Genomic DNA, 3,718 nt, shown 5'->3' on the forward strand with positions numbered 1-3,718 from the left:
ATCCCGAGACCGAGATAGTACGTCGGCCACGAAACGTCGTGTTCTGCGACGACCTCCATATACACCTCAACCTCGCGCGCGCGGTCGTTGAGGACCAGTTCCTTCGACCGTTGGTCGTACTCCACAATGCCGAGGTCGTCGAGTTTCGGGAGGTGTGTCTGATGGAGCGAAACGTAGACACTCTTTCGAACGTTTCTGGGCGGGGGAGATTCCCCCGTTTCCAGCGTGGCGATGTGTTCCGCGAGGTCGTCGACGGCCAGTGAATCACCTGTTTGACGGAGATAGCGAATCGTTTCGCGTCGTCGGTCGTTCCGCAAGACGTTATGAATCTGACTCTCGTCGAGTTCCCCTTTCGTCCTCGGTTCGGTGAGTTTCATAGCTTGGAGGTAAACATGAGATTATCTCCGAGTTCGATACACACACATATATTATAACCAAGGGTATTAACTTTGCCACCCAACAGGCGTTTATTTCGAACAGTATTTTCCACGAACCACTTTGCCGCAAGCGATTCACTCACCGTCGAGATGGGTCGAGTTAACTCGTCTTCTCACACGATGCCGGACGAGTTCTCAAAGGAATTGCACCGTTTTTGAACGACTATAACTTATTCGACGTTTGCAACTTCGTAGGCGACACCAACGTCCCGGAGGGCGTCGGTGACGCGCCCGACGCTGTCGGAGGTTGCGACGATGACCACGTCCAAGCCACGCTCCGCGGCCTCGGCGGCGACTTCGCCCGCGGCGAACGTCGTGTCGGGTTCGAGACCGGCGGACTGTAGTGCGACGAACGCTTCGACACCGGTCGCCGCGAGGACGGGAGCGGCGTCACAGACGGCCGCCAACGCGTCCGAATCGACCGACCGACTTCCTCCGGAACGGACAGGGGGAACCTGATACACTGTCACGTGGCCGGGATCGAGGTCGATGATACCTTCGAATTCCGTCACGCCGACTTCCGTGCCCTCCTCGGCGTCCGTCGTGGCGATACCAGTCGCAGGCCCTTCGTCGCCCGGCGTCGCGTGGAGTAATCCATCGGCGAGTGTGAGCGAGACGGTCGTTCCCGCGTCGATGTCGGTCCGTGCGATTGCGGCGTCCTCCCCGACGTTCCCGAGGATATCGTCGGTGACGTGATCCGCGAAGCGCCGTACATCGGTCGCGGATTGCAAAAGCCAATCGACGCCCTCCTTGGTCACCCGATAGCGGGAGCGCCCTTCCTTTTCTACGAGCCCGTCGTCCACGAGGCCGCGAATGTACTCGCTAACGGCTTGGCTCGTGACGCCGACGGCGTCAGCGATTTCGCCTTGACTCACCGCCGGTTGGCGGTCAGCGATCTCCGAGAGGATTCGAAACCGGGTTGCGGCTCGCTTGTCCTCCAACACGTCGGCCATACCCGAACCGTCGGGCGGGACGATAAAAATACCAGCGGTCGGCGAGTGAAAGCGGGAGACGACCACCCCGTGTGGAAACGCATCGGGTGCCGACGTGTCCGGGCGATTTGAAGAGCGTCAACTCTATATTTTCCGAGAACAAGGACGAATCGTGATCGAAGTCGCCCCTGCCGCCCTTTCCGTTCCTCTCTCGTTATCGGTCTCGTGGCTGACGACGACGTTTCCCGATTACCTCGTGTGGGTCGTCATCGCCGCGTTCATCGCCACCGCCGCGCTCGAAGGATACGACCGCGATCTGGCACGTGGCGTCGGCATGGGAGCATGGGTGCTGTTCGGGCTCTTTTGGGGCGTTCTCTTCCCGCGATTCGCGTTCGAGATGCGGAGTTTCATCGAGGGTACGTTGTGCCTCGTCGCGGTTCCGTTGTGCGTATATACGGGCTACCAGTTGTACACCGGACGGGATTCGCTCTTCGTCCTCTCCCGGGGCGTCGCGGCGATGGGACTCATCTACGTCCCGTTCCTGACCATCGAACCGCTCCGTCAGTCGATCGTCGAACTCGTGAGTGCACAGACAAACGCCGTCATCCACCTGCTCGGGTACGACCCCGACTTCACCATCGCGGAGCAGAACGGCTATCACAGCGCGTTCATCTTCCACGACAGCAACGGCCACCGGTATTACACGTATCTCGTTTTGGCGTGTACCGGAATCGGCAGCATGAGCATTTTCGGCGGCCTCATCGCCGCCGTCCGCGCACCGCTCCGCCGAAAGATCAGCGCGTTCGTGATGGCCATCTCCATCATCTGGGTGCTGAACGTCATCCGCAACGTGTTCATCTCCGTCGCGTTCGGCAACCAGTGGTTCCAGATATTCATCGGTCCCGTCACCAGTCTCACGGGCTACACCGACCCGAAGATGGTCTCGTTCTTCATCGCGGACAGGGTGTTCAGCCAACTGCTCGCCGTGATATCGCTCGTCATCATCCTGTGGTTGGTGGTCCGTATCCTCCCCGAACTGCTGACGGTCATCGAGGACGTCATCTACCTCGTCTCCGGACGGGAGTACGACCTCAGCCAACGTACCCGAGCCGATGGTGGACGCTGAATTCACGGACCGCGCCGTTTTCCTGCCGTCCGCCGACGCGCTCGTCCTCGCCGACCTCCACATCGGCCGGGACGCGACGTCGAACGTTTCCCTGTCGCTCGGCGAGCGAACCGATTTGACCACGAGAGTTTCCGACCTCCTCGACCGTTTTTCCCCGAGCGAAGTCGTCCTCGCGGGCGACGTTCTCCACGCCTTCGACCGATTGCCGGAGGAAGCCGAAGTGACGTTCGCCGACCTCCGAGAACTCGTGGACGAAGCGGGTACCACGCTCGTCGTCGTGCGAGGCAACCACGATACGTTGCTCGACGAACTCGCCGACCCACGGGACGAGTATCGTCTCGCGGACGGGACGTTGGTCTGTCACGGCCACGAGGAACCCGACGCGGACGCGCCCCGATACGTCGTCGGTCACGACCATCCGGCCATCGAAATCGAGGGGAAGCGTCGTCCGTGCTACCTCTGGGGTGAGGAGACCTACCGGGGAGCGGACGTGCTCGTCCTCCCGGCGTTCACCCGTTTCGCGAGCGGAATGGTCGTAAACGACCTGCGAGGGGGCGACTTTCAGTCCCCGCTCGTCACACGGACGAATCCGCTTCGACCCATCGTCCGCGACGAGGATGCCGACGAAACCTACCGGTTCCCGCCGCTCGCCGAGTTTCGGAAACTGCTGTAATCCGTAGTTCGGAGGGGGAGTTGCCGAATCGTGTATCCCACGGGAAATCCTATCGAAGTGTCCAGCAAGCGTCGATTCGGAAATCGAACTGCAAGGGAAATTCGGTCGGTAGCGCTGGAGATTATAGATTTTCGATCAGTTTTATCAGTCGATTATTCGAGACCGATACAAAGATATCCACGACTTTTTGTCCTCGTTTGTACGTTTTCTCGAACGAGCGAATCCGTTCGAGATCTTCACTCGCACGCTCATCGTCCACCCCTTCGAGGCGGTTCTCGGCGGATTCGAGTGCACGAGTCATGATGTCCAGTTCGCGTTGAACTTCCCGACGGAGAAATTCTTGGACGATGCGCCAAAGATCGGTTTCGGCCTCGTAAAACGCCTTTTTCCCTTCACCCGGAATCGAGCGACGGTGTACGACGTGAAATTGCTCCAGGCGTTTCATCGCCGTACTCACCGTGGACTTCGCATAGCCGCTCTCTTCAACGATTTCGTCGAGAGAAACCGGCCGATTTTCGAAGAACAGTATCCCGTACAGGCGTCCGTAACT

General features: G+C 59.5%; 5 protein-coding genes. 2 read left to right on the plus strand and 3 right to left on the minus strand.

Features of this window, described 5'->3' with window-relative positions:
- Together WBV42_RS08890 and WBV42_RS08895 are read right to left on the minus strand one after the other, a co-directional pair.
- The coding region (locus tag WBV42_RS08890) for a DUF7344 domain-containing protein (protein ID WP_423985713.1) at positions 1–377 on the minus strand (377 nt) is incomplete at its 3' end.
- A 230-nt stretch (positions 378–607) separates the two neighbouring features.
- Positions 608–1,390: a MarR family transcriptional regulator gene (locus WBV42_RS08895; protein ID WP_253228181.1), complete on the minus strand. Its 783-nt coding sequence runs from the start codon at positions 1,388–1,390 to the stop codon at positions 608–610.
- A 208-nt stretch (positions 1,391–1,598) separates the two neighbouring features.
- Between WBV42_RS08895 and artA the strand changes: the two genes are divergently transcribed.
- Both artA and WBV42_RS08905 read left to right on the plus strand, forming a co-directional pair.
- Positions 1,599–2,495, plus strand: coding sequence for an archaeosortase A (gene artA, locus WBV42_RS08900; protein WP_423985716.1), 897 nt, complete (start codon positions 1,599–1,601; stop codon positions 2,493–2,495).
- Entirely contained in the window at positions 2,482–3,168 is a 687-nt protein-coding gene (locus tag WBV42_RS08905; protein ID WP_423985714.1) for a metallophosphoesterase, read from the plus strand. The genes artA and WBV42_RS08905 overlap by 14 nt, the downstream gene beginning before the upstream one ends.
- A 121-nt stretch (positions 3,169–3,289) precedes the next feature.
- Here WBV42_RS08905 and WBV42_RS08910 read toward each other — a convergent pair.
- Positions 3,290–3,718, minus strand: a 429-nt coding sequence (locus WBV42_RS08910; RefSeq protein WP_423985715.1) for a GbsR/MarR family transcriptional regulator, incomplete at its 5' end; no start/stop codon positions are given.

The sequence above is a fragment of the Haladaptatus sp. genome, assembly GCF_049589095.1.
In the GTDB taxonomy this organism is placed as follows: Archaea; Halobacteriota; Halobacteria; order Halobacteriales; family Haladaptataceae; genus Haladaptatus.

What these genes read in the sequence shown, in the direction of transcription:
- WBV42_RS08905 (WP_423985714.1), top strand. Translation starts at nt 2,482, where the DNA reads ATGGTGGACGCTGAATTCACGGACCGCGCCGTTTTCCTGCCGTCCGCC.
- WBV42_RS08895 (WP_253228181.1), bottom strand. Translation starts at nt 1,390, where the DNA reads ATGGCCGACGTGTTGGAGGACAAGCGAGCCGCAACCCGGTTTCGAATC.